Genomic DNA, 15,842 nt, shown 5'->3' with positions numbered 1-15,842 from the left:
TATGCGAATGCTCATTGCTCTACTGGCGACCTTGCCGCTTGTCTCCCAGGCGGCTGAAACAGCTGCACCGTCAACCAATATGGGATCGCAGCTGACTCAGCTTGTGTTGGGTCTGCTGCTGATTATTGGCCTGATCTTCGGGCTGGCCTGGCTTATCCGTCGGGTACAGCAGGTGGGGCCGCGTGGCAATAACGCTATCAAGTTGGTCGCTACCCAGCATCTGGGGCCGCGAGAGAGGCTGGTGTTGGTGCAGGTAGGGCAGGAGCAAATACTCGTAGGACTCACGGCTGGGCGCATTACTCCCTTGCATGTGATGAAGGAACCGGTTCGCCTGGCCGATGAGCAACCGGCTTCGCCTGAGTTTGCTCAACGGCTTTTCGAGCTGATCAGCCGCGACCCAAAGGATAAGTCATGAGATTCGACTCATTGAAGTCTTTCGCGCGAGTGGTGCGGAGAATGAACTGGTGCTGACTGGTACAAGCGGTGTGTTTACGACGTTGTTGAAATCCAATCTTCGTTTGCTTCGTAATTGCCTGCTTGTGCTTGTGCTTGTGCTTGTGCTTGTGCTGGTGGCACTGGCGGCACCTTTGGCGTTTGGGCAGGAAAATGGGGCTAACAATCCGTTGTCCATTTCCGCTATTACCATGAGTACAAACGCCAACGGCCAGCAGGAGTACTCCGTCAGCCTGCAGATTCTGCTGATCATGACGGCGCTGAGTTTCATTCCAGCGTTTGTCATGCTGATGACCAGCTTTACACGGATCATCATTGTATTCGCCATTCTCCGCCAAGCCCTGGGCTTGCAGACAACGCCGTCAAACCAGGTGTTGATCGGACTGGCACTGTTCCTGACATTGTTCATCATGGAGCCGGTCTTTGACCGCATCAACAACGATGCCTTGCAGCCCTATATGAATGAGCAGCTGACGGCCCAGGATGCAATTGCGCGGGCAGAGGGGCCGATCAAGGACTTCATGTTGGCGCAGACCCGGCAATCCGATCTGGACATGTTCATGCGGCTATCCAAGCGTACAGACATCGCCACACCTGATCAGGCGCCGCTGACGATCGTGGTTCCGGCCTTTGTGACATCCGAATTGAAAACAGCCTTCCAGATCGGCTTCATGATCTTTATTCCATTCCTGGTAATTGACCTCGTGGTAGCCAGCGTGCTGATGGGGATGGGCATGATGATGCTTTCACCGATGATCATCTCGTTACCGTTCAAGCTGATGCTGTTCGTGCTGGTTGACGGTTGGTCGTTGATCATGGGTACGCTGGCTGGCAGCTTCGGTACTGTCTAAGAGGAGATACCCCATGACGCCTGAAGTAGCCGTAGATCTGTTTCGGCAAGCGCTCTGGTTGACTGCATTGCTTGTAGGCATTCTGATCGTGCCGAGCTTGCTAGTGGGCCTGGTGGTTTCAATGTTCCAGGCCGCTACACAGATCAACGAGCAGACCTTGAGTTTTCTGCCTCGACTGATTGTCACGTTGTTGACGCTGATTGTCCTAGGGCCTTGGCTCACCCGTGAGCTGATGGAGTTCATGCGCAACATGATCACCAATGTTCCGATGTTGATTGGTTAAATCATGCTTGAGCTGAGTGATGCGCAGATTGGCGGCTGGGTCGGTACGTTCCTGCTACCTCTGTTCCGTATTGCTGCCGTCTTTATGACGATGCCTATCATCGGGACCAACATGGTTCCCGCGCGCGTAAAGCTCTATATGGCACTGGCCTTTACCGCTCTGCTGGTGCCTACGCTGCCCCCCATGCCGCAGGTCGATGCCGTGAGCGTACAGGCCTTGCCGCTGATTGCAGAGCAGATCCTGATTGGCGCTCTTATGGGTTTTAGCCTTCAGCTGTTCTTTCACGTCTTCGTGATTGCTGGGCAACTGCTCTCCACCCAGGCAGGACTTAGCTTTGCATCAATGGTCGATCCGGCCAATGGCATTTCGGTGCCGGTGCTGGGGCAGTTCTTCAACGTACTGGTGACGCTGCTGTTCCTGTCCATGAACGGACACCTGATCGTCATGGAAATCCTGGCAGAAAGCTTTACCACGCTACCGGTTGGTCAGTTGCTGTCTGTTGATCATTTTTGGGAGCTGGCCGGTAAATTGAGTTGGGTGCTTGGTGCTGGCGTATTACTGGTCTTGCCTGCTATTACGGCACTGCTGGTCGTGAACCTTGCTTTTGGCGTAATGACCCGCGCAGCGCCTCAACTCAACATTTTTTCCATTGGCATGCCCTTAACCGTAACGCTGGGTCTGATCATTATCTGGATTGGCACAGCGGATATCTTTTCGCACTACGAATCATTAGTCACTGAAGCGCTGCAATGGCTCCGAGAGCTGGTGCGAGCGCGATAGGCAGGAGGTCGCCATGTCGGACGAATCCAGCAGTGAAGACCGTACAGAGGAACCTACCGACAAACGTAAGCGGGAAGCGCGCGAGGAGGGGCAGTTACCCCGATCCCGTGAGCTTGGCACGCTGACGGTTGTGATGGGGGGGCTCATAGCGCTTCTGGCGTTTGGGTCGATCCTGGGAGATGCGTTACTGGATTTGATGCGTGGCAGTTTTTCACTAAACCGTGAAGCCGTTCTGGATGAGCGGAACATGGGGATCATGCTGCTAACATCCGGCAAGGCCGCCATGCTGGGCATGATGCCGGTTTTTCTCGTCCTTGTGCTGGCTGCCGTTATTGGCCCGATTGCACTGGGAGGCTTCTTGTTTTCCAGCAAATCCCTTCAGCCCAAGTTCAGTCGAATGAACCCTCTTTCAGGACTCAAGCGCATGTTTTCGACCCATGCGCTGATGGAGTTGGGCAAGGCGCTGGCCAAGTTCGTTCTGCTGCTCACCATTGCGATCATGGTGCTCTTGTCCGAGCGTGATGCGTTGCTGTCCATTGCAAAGGAGCCTTTGGGCAGTGCCATTATCCACAGTATAAAAGTGGCAGGGCATGCAGCGTTGATGGTGTCTTTAGGGCTATTACTTATCGCAGCTATTGACGTACCGTTCCAATGGTATAGCAACAAGAAAAAGCTGATGATGACCAAGCAGCAGATCAAGGATGAATACAAGGACAGCGAAGGCAAGCCCGAAGTAAAAGGGCGGATGCGCCAGATGCAGCGCGAAATGGCGCAACGTCGCATGATGACCGCCGTGCCAGAGGCCGACGTCATTATCACCAACCCAACACATTATGCTGTGGCGCTAAAGTATGACGCTGCCACCGGTGGGGCGCCGATCCTGGTAGCCAAGGGTAGCGACTTTGTGGCATTGAAGATTCGTGAGCTTGCCCAGGAGCACGCCGTTACGACGCTTGAATCACCCGCCCTGGCGCGAGCAGTGTACTATTCTACTGATATCGATAGAGAGATTCCGGCAGGGCTTTACATCGCTGTGGCGCAAGTACTGGCCTACGTTTATCAGCTCAAGCAGTACAAGGCCGGTCAAGGCCGGCGTCCAGAACAGCCGCATGAGCCACCTATCCCGCCGGATTTACGGCGTGATGAGTAGGTAAAGAGGGCCCCGCTGAACGGGGCCTTCTTGTTACTTGATAACCCCGCACGCCATCCGGGCTCCACCACCGCCTAGCGGTTTGGGATGATCCGAGTGGTTATCGCCACCTACGTGAACCATCAGAGCGTGGCCTTTGATTTCATTCAAGTCCTTCAGGCGCGGCGCCAGCACGGGCTGAGAGGCTGTTCCGTCGCTTGTGACATAAAGGGCGGGCAGATCACCTTTATGGCCGTCGCCCCAGGGAGCGTCATGCTTGCCGGTATTCTCAGGGTCCCAGTGACCGCCTGCGGCGCCTGCCGGCGTGTTCTTGCCATCGACTTCTGCAGCGTCACAGCTGGGTTTGGCATGAATATGGAATCCATGTGTCCCTGGCTCCAGCCCTTTTAGCTCAGGTGTAAATACCAAGCCGTAGTCAGTCTTTACGATGGTGACGCTGCCTACACTTTCGCCCGGACCTTTCTCTGTTGCGATATTTAATGGAACAGTCACGGCGTCATCCGCCTGGGCCATACCAGCGAGTCCTGCTGACATCAGCGTTACGGCAATCCATTTTTTCATCGGGTTCTCCTGTTATCCACTTTATGCGCGTCTTGTGAAGGGACCTCATATGCGTGTTCAGGTTTCCTTATTACGGTGCTCGTATCAACAGTGGCTAAAGGCCGGCCTCAAGAAAACAGTCGTGCAGGCCGATATAACAGGCGCAAACGCAACAAATTCAAACAAAAAAGGAACTTGGCCCGTTGCTTGCTGAATAGCCTGCATCAAGACGCTCTGACGTCAAAAGATTGATATGCAAGGCATTCAAGAGGAACGACTGTGAAAGTTAATCACGGGCAAATGTTGACCAATGTTCGCAGCCTGAGCCGCGGTAACCTGGCTGTACCGATATTGGTTCTGGCCATGCTCGGCATGATGACATTGCCGATCCCGCCGTTTCTGCTGGACGTGCTGTTTACCTTCAATATCGCGCTGTCGATCGTGGTATTGCTGGTAAGCGTTTATGCGCTACGGCCTTTGGACTTTGCGGTGTTTCCGACGATCCTGCTCGTGGCCACGTTGCTGCGCTTGGCATTGAACGTGGCGTCTACACGTGTCGTTCTTTTGCATGGTCATGATGGCCATGCCGCTGCCGGTAAGGTGATTCAGGCCTTTGGTGACGTAGTGGTGGGTGGTAACTACGTTGTCGGTGCGGTCGTGTTCGCCATCCTGATGATCATCAACTTTGTGGTAGTGACCAAGGGTGCTGGTCGTATCTCCGAAGTATCCGCGCGTTTCACCCTGGACGCCATGCCTGGTAAGCAGATGGCCATCGACGCTGACCTGAACGCCGGTGTGATCGATCAGGCCGAAGCAAAGAAGCGTCGTGCCGAGGTAGGTCAGGAAGCTGACTTCTACGGCTCAATGGATGGTGCCAGCAAATTCGTTCGCGGTGATGCGGTTGCCGGTCTGCTGGTACTGTTCATTAACCTGCTCGGTGGTATCGCGATCGGGATGATGCAGCATAACCTGAGCATTGCCGATGCAGGCCGTATCTATGCACTGCTGACTATTGGTGACGGTCTGGTTGCCCAGGTGCCTTCGCTGTTGCTGTCTGTTGCGGCTGCCATCATGGTAACGCGTGTGTCTTCTTCCGAAGACATGGGGCAGCAGGTCAACCGTCAAATGTTCGCCTCGCCAAAGGCGCTTGCTGTCTCTGCGGCCATCATCATTGCCATGGGTCTGGTGCCCGGCATGCCGCACGTGCCGTTCTTGGGTTTGGGCTTCATGGCTGCTGCCGGTGCCTATTTCATCTGGGATCGCCAGCGCAAGGTCAAGCAAGTGGCCGAGCAGGAAGCTCAGCGTCAGCAGGAGCTGGCCCCCGTACAGCGCCCCGCTGAAACCAAGGAGCTGGGCTGGGATGACGTAACGCCTGTCGACATGGTTGGCCTGGAAGTAGGTTATCGCCTGATTCCTTTGGTGGATCGCAACCAGGGCGGTGAGCTGCTAACGCGTATCAAGGGTGTTCGCAAGAAGTTGTCCCAGGATCTTGGCTTCCTTATGCCCGCTGTACATATTCGCGACAACCTGGAACTGATGCCCAATGCTTATCGTTTGACGTTGATGGGCGTGAATGTTGCGGAAGCCGAAATCTATCCGGACCGCGAACTGGCTATCAACCCGGGTCAGGTATTCGGCACGTTGAATGGTGTGATTGCCAAAGATCCGGCGTTTGGCCTTGATGCGGTTTGGATTGACGTCAGTCAGCGTGATCAGGCGCAGTCCCTGGGCTATACCGTGGTCGATGCCAGCACGGTCGTTGCGACCCACCTCAACCAGGTTCTCCAAAAGCATGCCCACGAGCTGTTGGGGCATGAAGAAGTGCAGCAATTACTGCAGCTTCTGGCCAAGAGTTCGCCCAAGTTGGCCGAAGAACTGGTGCCAGGCATGATTTCCTTGTCTACGCTTCTTAAGGTATTGCAGCAATTGCTGCAGGAGCAGGTCTCGGTACGTGATGTTCGTACGATTGCTGAGGCTATTGCGAATGTGGCGCCGCGTAGTCAAGATCCCGCCGTCATGGTTTCGTCGGTTCGTGTGGCGCTGTCCCGTGCAATCGTCCAGAACATCATTGGACTGGAGCCCGAGCTGCCTGTTATTACGCTGGAACCGAGATTGGAACAGATGTTGCTTAATGGTATGCAGAAGGCCGGACAGGGTGTTGAAGATGGCATGTTCCTGGAACCAGGAATGGCCGAGAAATTGCAACGCTCTCTGGTAGATGCAGCACAGCGTCAAGAAATGATGGGTAAGCCAGTCGTGTTACTGGTAGCCGGTGCGATTCGCGGGATGATGTCCCGCTTCGCGAGAATGGCAGTTCCCACGATGTCTGTGCTGGCTTATCAGGAAATTCCGGATAACAAACAAGTCACCATTATCGCAACGGTTGGCCAGAACGGCTGAGGTTTGAACCATGCAAGTTAAACGCTTTTTTGCTGCTGATATGCGTCAAGCCATGAAAATGGTTCGTGACGAACTGGGTGCAGATGCCGCGATCCTGAGCAATCGCCGTGTTGCCGGTGGCATTGAGCTGACCGCTGCCCTAGATTATCAAGCGCCGACTCCCACTGCGCCGAATGCTGCGCTGGAAGCCGAGCTGCGTAAAACCCAAGTGCGTATCGCCGAAGCCCACGCTGAACTGGCCATTCGCTCGCCTAACCAGGGTGTCGCTGCGCCGCAAGCCAACGCTAGTCAACTCTTTGGCAGTGAGCAGATCAGCGCTCGCCAGGAACCTGTTATCTCCGAGCCCAAAGTTGCCCAGCCAGCACCTGCCGTTGCCGCCGCGCCTTCTGCCGAAGAGCGCCGTGCGCTGGATGCCATGCGCTCCGAGATCACCGGGCTACGTGAATTGATTGAAGTGCAGCTGGGCTCTATCGCCTGGGGCCAGATGCAGGACAAGCGTCCTGATGAAGCAAACTTCTGGCGCCGCCTGCAACGCATGGGACTTCCGGCTGATCTGTGCCGTGACCTGATGGCGCGTGTGGCAAGTGTGAACGAGCCCCGTCAGGCCTGGCGTATGCTGTTGGCCCACCTGACCCAGGCAATCGACACGCCCCAGGTTGATCTGCTGGAAGAGGGCGGTATCGTCGCGTTCGTCGGTCCCGCCGGATCGGGTAAGACCACTACGCTGTCCAAAATGGCAGCGAGCTATGTTCTGAAGTATGGCGCGCAAAGTCTTGCGCTGGTCACCATGGATAGCCATCGCATCGGCGCCCAAGAGCAAATCAAGACGTTGGGTCATATTCTCGATGTGCCGGTTACCGTTGTAGATCCACGTCAGTCGCTGGCTCAGGCGCTTGAGCCACTGGCTCGCAAGCGCATGGTCCTGATCGATACGGCAGGTATCCCGGCCAATGACCCCGCCCTGCGTCTGCAACTGGAAGCGCTGGCTAATGAGAAACTGAAGATTCGCAACTATCTGGTCATGGCAGTAACCAGCCAGAGCCAGGTGCTAAAAGCGGCTTATCACAACTACAAGGGGTGCGGTCTGGCTGGTTGTGTTCTGACCAAACTGGATGAGTCCGCGACGTTGGGTGAAGCGCTCGGTATAGCCATTAGCCATCATATCCCGGTAGCCTATCTCTCCGACGGTCCTCGCATCCCTGACGACCTGCATATTGCGCGCAAGCATCAGCTGGTTAGCCGTGCAGTCAATCGTCAGCTGACCGAGGAGCCTGCAGAGGAAACCATGGCGGATATGTTTGCCGAGCTCTATCAAAAGCCGGCCAAGCGCGTCGGTTAAGTTACAGTTTTTTGCAAGTTGGGTAAGGTTTTTGCAATAGAAGGTTTACAGGCGTCGTAGTGTCAGAAAGCAGTACACGCTTCAGGTTTAGTGCCAGCTGGCTCGTTAGCACAACGATCTGGCTACACCATAAGTGCCCTCTACGGGCTGGCTGGTTTTTCATAGGTGTACAGCAATGGGTATGCATCCCGTACAGGTAATTGCAGTGACAGGCGGCAAGGGAGGCGTTGGGAAAACCAACGTTTCGGTAAACCTTTCGCTAGCGTTGGCTGAACTGGGCCGACGTGTCATGTTGCTCGATGCCGACTTGGGCTTGGCAAACGTCGACGTTTTGCTCGGGTTGACTCCGAAGCAGACACTCGCCGATGTGATCGAAGGTAAATGTGATCTTCGCGACGTGATTTTGCAAGGCCCTGGCGGTATCCGGGTCGTTCCGGCCGCTTCCGGTGCGCAAGCCATGGTGCAGTTGTCGTCTCTTCAACATGCCGGTCTGATCCAGGCATTCAGTGACATCAGCAACGATATCGATGTGCTTGTTGTCGATACGGCTGCTGGCATCGGTGATTCGGTTGTGAGCTTTGTACGGGCTGCCCAGGAGGTGCTTCTGGTGGTCTGTGATGAGCCTACTTCGATCACGGACGCTTATGCGCTTATCAAGATGTTCAACCGCGATCATGGAATCACGCGGTTTCGCGTACTGGCGAATATGGCATTGACGCCCCAGGAAGGTCGCAATCTCTTTGCTAAGCTGACCAAGGTAACTGACCGTTTCTTGGATGTGGCTCTGCAGTATGTGGGTGCGGTTCCTTTTGATGAATGTGTACGGAAAGCCGTCCAGAAGCAGCGGTCCGTATACGAAGCATACCCGCGCTCCAAAGCCGCTCTGGCTTTCCGGGCCATTGCCCAGAAGGTGGATGCTTGGCCCTTGCCGGCCAACCCACGCGGTCACTTGGAGTTTTTCGTCGAACGATTGGTGCAACCCACTGTAGGGCCAAATGTATGACAGCGTCCAGCGGTCTCCGTATGTACAGTAAATCTCAGACCCATTCACAGCAGGAGCAACTGATCAATCAGTATGCGCCGCTGGTCAAGCGCATTGCCTATCACCTGTTGGCGCGTCTGCCTGCCAATGTACAGGTGGAAGATCTCATGCAGGCCGGCATGATCGGCCTGCTCGAGGCCTCCAAGAAGTACGATGCCGGCAAAGGTGCAAGCTTTGAAACCTATGCCGGTATCCGTATCCGCGGAGCCATGCTGGACGAGGTTCGCAAAGGTGATTGGGCACCTCGTTCGGTGCATCGTAACAGCCGTATGGTGGCCGATGCGATTCGTGCTGTTGAAGCAAGAACGGGTCGTGACGCTAAAGATCCTGAAGTTGCTGCCGAACTTGGTGTAAGCCTTGAAGAATATTACGGCATTCTCAATGACACATTGGGAAGTCGCCTGTTCAGCTTCGATGACTTGATGGAAGAGGGTGAGCACGGTCTCGAAGAGAGCGGAGCCCATGATTTCGAGCCAGGTCGAGGACTGGAAGATGATCGTTTCAAGCAGGCCCTGGCGGAAGCCATTGCCAATCTTCCAGAGCGTGAGCGTCTCGTCTTGTCGCTGTATTACGACGAGGAGTTGAACCTAAAGGAAATCGGAGAGGTGCTTGGGGTAAGTGAATCCCGAGTCTGTCAACTGCACAGTCAGTGCGCAGCACGTCTGCGGGCTCGTCTGGCTGAATGGCGTTCGCGCTAAGGCAAAACACTAAGCATGTATGGCATGCCTTTGAAAAGGCATGTCTGGGGTAAGGATGGAGGTCGACTTGGACAAAGATATGAAAATTCTCATCGTGGACGATTTTTCCACCATGAGACGCATCATCAAGAATCTGCTGCGAGATCTGGGGTTCACCAATACTACCGAGGCCGACGACGGCTTGACGGCGTTGCCGATGCTGCAAAGCGGCAACTTCGACTTCCTGGTAACGGACTGGAACATGCCGGGTATGACCGGTATCGACCTGCTACGGGAAGTCCGTGCCGATGCACGCCTGAAGAACCTGCCTGTTCTGATGGTAACGGCCGAAGCCAAGCGCGAACAAATTGTCGAGGCAGCTCAAGCGGGTGTGAATGGTTACGTTGTGAAGCCGTTTACTGCCCAGGTGCTCAAAGAAAAGATCGACAAGATCTTTGAGCGGGTCAACGGCTGATAACCATCTCGAGGATGTTATGGACCTTGGCAGTAAATCATTCGAAGACCTGGAATCGACCCTGAAAAAGCATGCCCAAGAGCTGGTTGCCAGCCTTGAAGATGGCAATTTCAGCCAGGCAGTGCAGCTCATCAATGAGCTCAATCAGGTGCGAGATCGTGGTCTGTATCAGGAAATCGGCAAGCTGACGCGTGAGTTGCACAACGCGATCGTCAACTTCCAGATCGATCCCCAGGCGTCCTATGCCAATGAAGTCACAAACATTGCAGACGCCACCGATCGCCTAAGCTACGTTGTGGAAATGACGGAGCGTGCTGCCAACCGTACCATGGACTTGGTCGATGCCAGCACACCGCTTATCGAATCATTTGGTAAGGACGCTCATGACCTCCACGCCGAGTGGGGCCGCTTTATGCGGCGCGAGCTCAGTGCCGAGGAGTTCCGCGAGCTGGCCAAGCGAGTCGGTGCGTTTCTGGGGCGCAGCGATGAGGACGCCCACAAGCTGTCTTCGTTGCTGAACGATATCCTGTTGGCGCAGGACTATCAGGATCTTACCGGTCAAGTCATCAAGCGTGTGACGAACCTTGTTACACAAGTCGAGCGCGATCTCGTCAAGCTGGTCCGTATGGCCGGTCAGGTGGATCGTTATGCAGGAATTAGCCACGACCACGTCAAGGCCATCGAAGAAATTCAAAAAGAAAAGTCTTCGAAGGGTGAAGGTCCGCAGATTCATGCCGATAAAAGAGAAGACGTCGTATCCAGCCAGGATGACGTAGATGACCTTCTGTCCAGCCTTGGTTTCTAAACCTGGCCTTTTTGGAGAGTGCATGAATGAGCTTCGACGCCGATGAAGAAATCCTCCAGGATTTCCTGGTAGAGGCCGGCGAGATTCTCGAATTGTTGTCCGAGCAATTGGTGGAACTCGAAAGCCGCCCGGATGATATGAATCTTCTCAACGCCATCTTCCGTGGATTCCACACGGTAAAGGGAGGGGCAGGCTTCCTCCAGCTGCACGCCCTTGTTGAGTGCTGCCACATTGCCGAAAACGTGTTCGACATCCTGCGTAAGGGTGAGCGCCGCGTTGATGCCGAGCTGATGGACGTTGTCCTTCAAGCTCTGGATACGGTAAACGAAATGTTCGGCCAGGTACGTGAGCGTACTGAGCCGACACCGGCTACTCCTGAGCTGCTGGCTGCCTTGGCACGTCTGGCGGAGCCTGAAGGCGCCGAACCTGCTCCCGCTGCTGTGGAGCCGGTTCAGGTCCCTGTGGTTGCTGTCCAGGCACCTGCTGCCAGTGATGTAAGCGACGATGAGTTTGACCGACTCCTCGATGCAATCGGGAATGAGCCGGCACCTGTGGCAGCCGTTGGCTCGGCCGTACCTGCATCTGGCGACGAAATCACTGATGACGAGTTTGAATCTCTGCTGGATCAGCTGCACGGCAAAGGTAAGTTTGATGCTGCTGTTGCAGCGCCGTCCGAGCCTGCCAAGGCTGCTGCTCCGGTAGCCAAGTCAGGTGACGAGATCACGGATGACGAGTTTGAATCTCTGCTGGATCAGCTGCACGGCAAAGGTAAGTTTGATGCTGCTGTTGCAGCGCCGTCCGAGCTTGCCAAGGCTGCTGCTCCGGTAGCCAAGTCAGGTGATGAAATCACGGATGACGAGTTCGAATCTCTGCTGGATGAGCTGCATGGAAAAGGCCGTTTCGATGGTGGTGTTGCGGCTGCTCCTGTAGCACCTGCACCCGCTCCGGTTGCCAAGGCGGCATCTGCTCCTGTGGCGAAGCCCCAGCCTGCAGCGGCCCCAGCACCGGCGGTCAGCGCAGCACCGAAGGCTGAACCGCGTGCGGCGGCTGCCCCGGCAGGCGAGAAGCCGGCCAGCGAAGCTGAAACAACCGTGCGTGTGGACACCGCCCGTCTCGACGAGATCATGAACATGGTCGGCGAGCTGGTGCTGGTGCGTAATCGTCTGGTTCGTCTTGGGCTGAACAGTGGCGATGAGGCCATGGCCAAGGCTGTATCAAACTTGGACGTTGTGACAGCGGATCTTCAGACCTCGGTCATGAAGACGCGCATGCAGCCAATCAAGAAGGTATTCGGACGCTTCCCGCGTCTGGTCCGTGACTTGGCGCGCAACCTGAAGAAAGAAATCAACCTTGAGCTTGTGGGTGAAGAAACCGATCTCGACAAGAACTTGGTAGAGGCCTTGGCTGACCCGCTGGTGCACTTGGTGCGCAACGCGGTCGACCATGGAATCGAGGAGCCTGCCGAGCGCGAGAAGAATGGCAAAGCCCGTGCGGGCCGTGTCGTTCTGTCTGCGGAGCAGGAGGGCGATCATATCCTGTTGGCCATTTCCGACGATGGCAAAGGGATGGATCCCAACGCTCTGCGCGCCAAGGCTGTTGAAAAAGGCCTGCTTGACAAGGACGCGGCGGAACGTTTGACCGATCTTGAATGCTACAACCTGATCTTTGCACCAGGCTTTTCAACCAAGACCGAAATCTCCGATATTTCCGGTCGTGGTGTGGGCATGGACGTGGTGAAGACCAAGATTACACAGCTTAACGGCACGGTAAACGTCTTCTCCAACAAGGGGCAGGGCTCCAAGATTGTGATCAAGGTCCCGCTGACCCTGGCGATCATGCCAACCCTGATGGTAATGCTGGGCGATCAGGCCTTTGCATTCCCATTGGTCAACGTGAACGAGATCTTCCACCTGGATCTCTCGCGCACCAATGTGGTCGACGGTCAGGAAGTGGTCGTGGTTCGCGACAAAGCACTGCCGCTGTTCTACCTCAAGCGCTGGCTGGTCAAGGATGCGGCTTACGATGAGCAGCAGCAGGAAGGTCACGTTGTTATCCTGTCGGTCGGTACGCAACGCATCGGTTTTGTTGTGGATCAACTCGTAGGTCAGGAAGAAGTAGTCATCAAGCCATTAGGCAAGATGTTGCAAGGAACGCCGGGTATGTCGGGAGCCACCATTACAGGTGATGGCCGGATCGCATTGATCCTTGACGTACCGAGCATGCTCAAGCGCTACGCGCGCCGCGGTATTTGAGTCGAAGCCCCGCCGTTAGGAGTGTCATATGGCTGTAAGAGTGTTGGTGGTGGATGATTCGGGTTTCTTCCGCCGCCGTTTGACTGAAATCCTGGCGGGTGATCCCAATATTACGGTCGTCGGTACGGCGACCAATGGGCGTGAAGGGATTGATCAGGTGATGGCGTTGAAACCCGACGTCGTTACCATGGATTATGAGATGCCCTTCATGGATGGCATTACGGCCGTTCGGCACATCATGCAGAAGTGCCCGACGCCTGTTCTGATGTTTTCGTCGCTGACGCATGAAGGCGCTCGGGTTACGCTCGATGCGCTGGATGCGGGTGCGGTAGATTATCTACCCAAGAATTTCGAGGATATTTCCCGCCATCCCGAGAGCGTAAAGCGCTTGTTGTGCGAGAAGATCCATACCATTGCGCGCAGCAACCGCCGGTTGTCGTCTGGAAGTGTGTCGGCCCATGCGCCTGCACCCACCTCAACAACCCCTCGCCCGGCGGCGCGGACTGCTTCGGCACATCCGGCAGGCTCCTCGGCTTCAGCGTCGGTGACCGGTGCTGCGCCACGGCGCAAGAATTACAAGCTGGTGGCCATCGGTACGTCGACCGGTGGTCCTGTGGCGTTGCAACGGGTACTGACCCAATTGCCTGCCAACTTTCCAGCGCCAATCGTGCTGATTCAGCACATGCCTGCCGCCTTTACCAAGGCGTTTGCAGAGCGTCTGGACAAATTGTGCAAGATTTCTGTCAAGGAAGCTGAGGATGGCGATCAGCTTCGTCCTGGGCTGGCGCTACTGGCGCCTGGCGGCAAGCAGATGATGCTGGACGGGCGTGGCGGCGTGAAGATATTGCCGGGCGATGAGCGGCTGAATTACAAGCCCTGCGTCGATATCACCTTTGGCTCGGCGGCCAAGATTTTCCCGGACAAGGTATTGGCGGTGGTGCTGACCGGCATGGGCTCTGATGGCCGTGAGGGTGCTCGCCTGCTCAAGCAGGGTGGTAGCCAGATCTGGGCGCAGGACGAGGCCAGCTGCGTGATTTATGGCATGCCCATGGCCGTGGTCAAGGCAAATCTGGCAGATGCCGTCTACAGTCTTGACGACATCGGTCGACACATTACTGACGCGTGCATGTAATGGTACCGCTCTTGCTAGGCAGGAGCGGCGCCGGATTTGAATTTGACAGGTTTTGGCTTGCTGCCATGCCTTAGGGAGATGATGTGTGGATGTCTTGAGCCTGATTGGCATCCTGTTGGCCTTTATTGCCATCATTGGAGGTAATTTTCTTGAGGGCGGCACCATCGCCGCTCTACTCAACGGGCCTGCTGCCCTGATCGTACTGGGCGGCACATGCGGTGCGGCCATGCTGCAGACGCCTATCCGTGTTCTCAAGCGCTCCCTAACAATGCTCAGTTGGGTTTTCCTGCCGCCAAGAGTCGACATGCCAGCCGGTATCAATCGCATCATTGGCTGGAGCATGTCTGCCCGTAAGGAAGGTCTGCTGGGGCTTGAACCGCTCGTGGATGCCGAACGTGATCCATTCGCTCGCAAAGGCCTGCAGCTGCTGGTCGATGGTGCCGAGCCTGAAGCCATTCGCAGCATTCTGGAAGTCGATATGTATGGCCAGGAAGATCGTGATATCCAGGCGGCCAAGCTGTTCGAGGCCATGGGTGGGTATGCGCCTACCATTGGGATTATCGGTGCCGTGATGGGGCTTATCCATGTCATGCAGAACTTGGCAAACCCTTCCCAGCTGGGTAACGGGATTGCTGTTGCATTCGTAGCCACAATTTATGGGGTTGCATTCGCCAACCTGCTATTACTTCCGATTGCCAACAAGCTCAAAGGCATGGTGCTGCGTCAAACTCGCTATCGGGAGATGCTTCTGGAAGGTTTGCTGTCTATTGGCGAAGGTGAAAACCCTCGTTCCATCGAACTCAAGCTGCAAGGCTTCATGGAGTAACCGATGCGTCGCCGTCGACACGAGGAGCATGAAAATCACGAACGCTGGCTGGTGTCCTACGCGGATTTCATCACCTTGCTGTTTGCCTTCTTTGTTGTGATGTATTCCATCTCATCCATCAATGAGGGCAAGTACAAGATTCTATCCGAGACGCTGACCGGTATCTTTACAGAGCCGGATCGCTCCATGAAACCTATTCCCATTGGAGATCAGGTGCCTCGCAGCGTTCAGCCTACCATCGAGCAGAATACGCCTGCATCGGATAACGCGCCGGCGACTACTCAAGCAGTCGATCCGCTTGAGCAGATAGCAACCAGTATGCAGAACGCCTTTGGCGATCTCATCAATTCAGATCAGATGACTCTAAGGGCAACCGAGACCTGGTTGGAAATCGAGCTGAATTCCAATCTGCTTTTTCCTAGCGGGGATGCCATTCCAGGCGATCCAGCCTTTGGCTTGATGGCGAAGGTTGCCAAAATTCTGGCACCTTACAAGAACCCGATTCAGGTAGAAGGGTTTACTGACAATATTCCCATCAGTACGCCCCAATACCCCACCAACTGGGAGCTTTCAGCGGCGCGATCCGCCAGTATTGCTCGGCTGCTGATTGGTGATGGCGTTACACCCGAACGGCTCGCCGTGGTCGGGTATGGCAGCTATCAACCAATAGCAGATAACTCCACCCCTGAGGGCAGGGCGCGGAACCGTCGGGTGGTGTTGCTCATTTCACGAAATGTCGACATTCACCGTGGCGTGAGTGGTTTTCAGGAGCGCTCCGCTTCCGGCAGAAATGGCACGCAAAGTGCACCTGCTCCCTCCAAGTAAGCGATAGAACCA

The 15,842-nt window shown here is 55.5% G+C and carries 16 protein-coding genes; 15 read left to right on the top strand and 1 reads right to left on the bottom strand.

Annotated elements, in window-relative coordinates:
* The first annotated feature begins 1 nt into the window (after position 1).
* The 5 genes from fliO to flhB all read left to right on the top strand — a co-directional run bounded on the left by fliO (position 2) and on the right by flhB (position 3,517).
* Complete coding sequence (gene fliO / locus B3729_RS19315; RefSeq protein WP_010797929.1) at positions 2 to 415, top strand: flagellar biosynthetic protein FliO; 414 nt, start codon at positions 2 to 4, stop codon at positions 413 to 415.
* 103 nt (positions 416 to 518) lie between these two features.
* On the top strand, positions 519 to 1,304 hold the full coding sequence (fliP, locus tag B3729_RS19310; RefSeq protein ID WP_286788757.1) for a flagellar type III secretion system pore protein FliP: 786 nt from the start codon (positions 519 to 521) through the stop codon (positions 1,302 to 1,304).
* A 13-nt stretch (positions 1,305 to 1,317) separates the two neighbouring features.
* A complete protein-coding gene (fliQ, locus tag B3729_RS19305) occupies positions 1,318 to 1,587 on the top strand; it encodes a flagellar biosynthesis protein FliQ (RefSeq protein ID WP_010797931.1) in 270 nt (89 codons plus the stop codon).
* A gap of 3 nt (positions 1,588 to 1,590) precedes the next feature.
* The gene (gene fliR / locus B3729_RS19300) at positions 1,591 to 2,367 is read left to right on the top strand and encodes a flagellar biosynthetic protein FliR (RefSeq protein WP_150347631.1); all 777 of its coding nucleotides are present in this window, start codon (positions 1,591 to 1,593) and stop codon (positions 2,365 to 2,367) included.
* A 13-nt stretch (positions 2,368 to 2,380) separates the two neighbouring features.
* Positions 2,381 to 3,517, top strand: a complete 1,137-nt coding sequence (flhB, locus tag B3729_RS19295; protein ID WP_286788728.1) for a flagellar biosynthesis protein FlhB — start codon at positions 2,381 to 2,383, stop codon at positions 3,515 to 3,517.
* 33 nt (positions 3,518 to 3,550) lie between these two features.
* Here the strand turns inward: flhB and sodC are convergent, their stop codons facing one another.
* Complete coding sequence (sodC, locus tag B3729_RS19290; protein ID WP_074825257.1) at positions 3,551 to 4,078, bottom strand: superoxide dismutase family protein; 528 nt, start codon at positions 4,076 to 4,078, stop codon at positions 3,551 to 3,553.
* 279 nt (positions 4,079 to 4,357) lie between these two features.
* On the opposite strand from sodC, the gene flhA reads away from it, so the two are divergent.
* The 10 genes from flhA (at position 4,358) to motD (ending at position 15,830) form a co-directional block, all read left to right on the top strand.
* Positions 4,358 to 6,457 (top strand): flagellar biosynthesis protein FlhA, encoded by a 2,100-nt coding sequence (flhA, locus tag B3729_RS19285; RefSeq protein ID WP_074825259.1) that lies wholly within the window; start codon positions 4,358 to 4,360, stop codon positions 6,455 to 6,457.
* A 10-nt stretch (positions 6,458 to 6,467) separates the two neighbouring features.
* The gene (flhF, locus tag B3729_RS19280) at positions 6,468 to 7,796 is read left to right on the top strand and encodes a flagellar biosynthesis protein FlhF (RefSeq protein ID WP_286788727.1); all 1,329 of its coding nucleotides are present in this window, start codon (positions 6,468 to 6,470) and stop codon (positions 7,794 to 7,796) included.
* A 175-nt stretch (positions 7,797 to 7,971) separates the two neighbouring features.
* Positions 7,972 to 8,799 (top strand): flagellar synthesis regulator FleN, encoded by an 828-nt coding sequence (fleN, locus tag B3729_RS19275; RefSeq protein ID WP_010797937.1) that lies wholly within the window; start codon positions 7,972 to 7,974, stop codon positions 8,797 to 8,799.
* Entirely contained in the window at positions 8,796 to 9,536 is a 741-nt protein-coding gene (gene fliA, locus B3729_RS19270; protein ID WP_010797938.1) for an RNA polymerase sigma factor FliA, read from the top strand. Before fleN ends, fliA begins: the two co-directional genes overlap by 4 nt.
* Before the next feature lie 79 nt (positions 9,537 to 9,615).
* Positions 9,616 to 9,990 (top strand): chemotaxis response regulator CheY, encoded by a 375-nt coding sequence (locus B3729_RS19265; RefSeq protein WP_173869067.1) that lies wholly within the window; start codon positions 9,616 to 9,618, stop codon positions 9,988 to 9,990.
* Positions 9,991 to 10,009: 19 nt separating this feature from the next.
* Positions 10,010 to 10,795, top strand: coding sequence for a protein phosphatase CheZ (locus tag B3729_RS19260; protein WP_010797940.1), 786 nt, complete (start codon positions 10,010 to 10,012; stop codon positions 10,793 to 10,795).
* A 26-nt stretch (positions 10,796 to 10,821) separates the two neighbouring features.
* On the top strand, positions 10,822 to 13,047 hold the full coding sequence (locus B3729_RS19255; protein WP_286788726.1) for a chemotaxis protein CheA: 2,226 nt from the start codon (positions 10,822 to 10,824) through the stop codon (positions 13,045 to 13,047).
* A 28-nt stretch (positions 13,048 to 13,075) separates the two neighbouring features.
* The gene (locus tag B3729_RS19250) at positions 13,076 to 14,179 is read left to right on the top strand and encodes a protein-glutamate methylesterase/protein-glutamine glutaminase (RefSeq protein ID WP_286788725.1); all 1,104 of its coding nucleotides are present in this window, start codon (positions 13,076 to 13,078) and stop codon (positions 14,177 to 14,179) included.
* A gap of 85 nt (positions 14,180 to 14,264) precedes the next feature.
* Positions 14,265 to 15,005 carry a flagellar motor protein gene (locus B3729_RS19245; RefSeq protein ID WP_010797943.1) on the top strand — a complete coding sequence of 247 codons (741 nt, stop codon included), beginning with the start codon at positions 14,265 to 14,267 and terminating at the stop codon, positions 15,003 to 15,005.
* 3 nt (positions 15,006 to 15,008) lie between these two features.
* Positions 15,009 to 15,830 (top strand): flagellar motor protein MotD, encoded by an 822-nt coding sequence (gene motD, locus B3729_RS19240; RefSeq protein WP_010797944.1) that lies wholly within the window; start codon positions 15,009 to 15,011, stop codon positions 15,828 to 15,830.
* The last annotated feature ends 12 nt before the right edge of the window (positions 15,831 to 15,842 follow it).

It is taken from the genome of Pseudomonas sp. UBA3149, from assembly GCF_002364655.1.
GTDB lineage: Bacteria > Pseudomonadota > Gammaproteobacteria > Pseudomonadales > Pseudomonadaceae > Chryseomonas > Chryseomonas luteola.
The sequence above is the reverse complement of the archived record's forward strand: the minus strand, read 5'-3'. Positions and strand labels throughout refer to the sequence as shown.